Origin of the sequence: Bacteroides sp. HMSC067B03 (assembly GCF_001811315.1) — a bacterium.
In the GTDB taxonomy this organism is placed as follows: Bacteria; Bacteroidota; Bacteroidia; order Bacteroidales; family Bacteroidaceae; genus Bacteroides; species Bacteroides faecis.
In genome coordinates, this window is sequence record NZ_KV804235.1 from 1 (window position 1) to 1914 (window position 1914).

Below are 1914 nucleotides of genomic sequence, written 5' to 3' on the forward strand. Positions count from 1 at the left end.
GGACAAATACCACAAAAGAGTTGACATACAGCGAAGCAATGTATCTCTGCGGCTATTTGAACGGTGCGAAAAAAGAAAACCGGGATTTGACTATCACCGAACGGGAAATAAGGAGACGCAGGTCGGCTGTCCTGAAGAGAGTGCAGCGGATCGGAATCGACACAACGGACTGGGGAGCGGTAAATGCGTTTTTCCTTGATGTCCGGATAGCTGGAAAGAAGTTTCGCGAACTGGACGGGGAAGAACTTCTCCTGTTGATACCGAAACTGGAGTCAATATTAAAAAAGAAAGAAGATGGCGGATATTAGTGCGGAACAACACCGGATTAACCGGATTAATGAATTACTGGATCGGCTTGACAAGATTCCCGGTGAACTGGATGCCATACACGAGAAATTGTATGCCGGAAATATGGATCGCAATACATTTGCGAAGTTGGTAGACCAAAGGTCATCGCTTTATATTGAAGCGGAAAATAAGGAACGGGAACTGAAAGAAGTATATAAAATCAAATTGTAATTAATCATTTAAAAATTTAATAGTATGGATATTAGTAAATTGTCAAAAGAAGAAAAGGCGGAACTGTTGCGTAAACTGAAAGAGGAAGAAAAAACAGAGTCCATCCAGCGGAAAGAAACCTACGAAGCATTGAGGCATCAATTCATGTTCGATGTGGAAAGTAAACTCATGCCAGTAGTGAATGACGTTCAGGGCTTTTATGATTGGATTGTAGGTGAAAGCAAGGCTTTCCGTAACGTGATGCGTGAATACGGTCAGCTCCGTATGCGTCAGGGTGAAGAGACCGCCACCTTTTCAGTAGTAGATGGGAATTTCAAACTGGAGGTAAAAAGCAATAAAGTGAAAAGTTTTGATGAACGTGCCGATCTCGCTGCCGAAAGGCTGATTGACTACCTGAAGAATTATATAGCCCATTCGGAAAAAGGAGTCGATGATCCGATGTATCAAATGGCGATGACGCTTCTCGAACGTAACCGTCAGGGAGATTTGGACTATAAGTCTATCAGCAAATTATATGAATTGGAGTCACGTTTTGATGAAGAATATGCGGCTATCATGCAGTTGTTCAAAGAAAGCAATGTCGTGTATAAAACTGCAACTAATTACTATTTCCATAAGCGTGACGAGAACGGAGTATGGCGTCGTATTGAACCTTCATTCTGTAGATTATGATTATAGCAGTTGACTTTGACGGAACCATTAGCCGGGGGAAATTCCCGGCTATTGACGGGGAGCAACCATACGCTGGCGAATCGCTCCGGAAATTACATGATGAAGGACATAAAATCATTATTTGGACGTGCCGTACTGGTGATCAGTTATTGAATGCCATCAACTGGCTGTTGGAACGCCAAATACCATTTGACCGTGTAAATGACCATGATCCTGAAAATGTTGCCAAATATGGGGAAGGCGGGAAAAAGATATATGCCCATTGCTATATCGATGACAAAAACATCGGGGGCTTTCCCGGATGGCTGGCATGCATGAAAGAGATTGAACGGATGGAAGAAGCCTATAAAACTATTTTAAAAGAGGATAAAACTAAAGTATGAACAAAAAGAAGGAGATAATACGCACTACCAGAAATTTCAAAAGGATTCTGAAAAGTGGGAATGTGAAAACGGTATTGACTGTTAGTGATTGGGATATATATGCAAAAACATACACTATTGAGGAAATTGCCGCCCGTTTTTTACGGATAAAAGGTTATAATGTACAAATCACCATATCGGATAATACGGAGCATCCTTCCTACCTCTTTGGTTATATACGATTCTATCGTTATGCTAGAATCAAGTTTAATTCTAATTAGAAAAAAGATGAATGCAAAAGACCAAAGAAAACTATGCAAAGCCGGATATACAATCCTGCGTCGCCATGATTACCCCCAGC

At 41.2% G+C, this 1914-nt stretch carries 5 protein-coding genes; all 5 read left to right on the top strand.

What is annotated here, in order from left to right:
- On the top strand, positions 1–308 hold a 308-nt coding region (locus HMPREF2794_RS00785), incomplete at its 5' end, for a hypothetical protein (RefSeq protein ID WP_070750584.1).
- Positions 295–519: a hypothetical protein gene (locus HMPREF2794_RS00790; protein WP_004303283.1), complete on the top strand. Its 225-nt coding sequence runs from the start codon at positions 295–297 to the stop codon at positions 517–519. The genes HMPREF2794_RS00785 and HMPREF2794_RS00790, both read left to right, overlap by 14 nt.
- Positions 520–543: 24 nt before the next feature.
- On the top strand, positions 544–1191 hold the full coding sequence (locus tag HMPREF2794_RS00795; RefSeq protein WP_004303282.1) for a DUF3164 family protein: 648 nt from the start codon (positions 544–546) through the stop codon (positions 1189–1191).
- A complete protein-coding gene (locus HMPREF2794_RS00800; RefSeq protein ID WP_004303281.1) occupies positions 1188–1574 on the top strand; it encodes a hypothetical protein in 387 nt (128 codons plus the stop codon). Before HMPREF2794_RS00795 ends, HMPREF2794_RS00800 begins: the two co-directional genes overlap by 4 nt.
- Positions 1571–1834: a hypothetical protein gene (locus HMPREF2794_RS00805; RefSeq protein ID WP_070750586.1), complete on the top strand. Its 264-nt coding sequence runs from the start codon at positions 1571–1573 to the stop codon at positions 1832–1834. The genes HMPREF2794_RS00800 and HMPREF2794_RS00805 overlap by 4 nt, the downstream gene beginning before the upstream one ends.
- Positions 1835–1914: the final 80 nt, after the last annotated feature.

Bases quoted from the DNA above. Each gene is read 5' to 3' on its own strand.
- HMPREF2794_RS00790 (WP_004303283.1), top strand. From the start codon at position 295: ATGGCGGATATTAGTGCGGAACAACACCGGATTAACCGGATTAATGAA.
- HMPREF2794_RS00795 (WP_004303282.1), top strand. From the start codon at position 544: ATGGATATTAGTAAATTGTCAAAAGAAGAAAAGGCGGAACTGTTGCGT.
- HMPREF2794_RS00800 (WP_004303281.1), top strand. From the start codon at position 1,188: ATGATTATAGCAGTTGACTTTGACGGAACCATTAGCCGGGGGAAATTC.
- HMPREF2794_RS00805 (WP_070750586.1), top strand. From the start codon at position 1,571: ATGAACAAAAAGAAGGAGATAATACGCACTACCAGAAATTTCAAAAGG.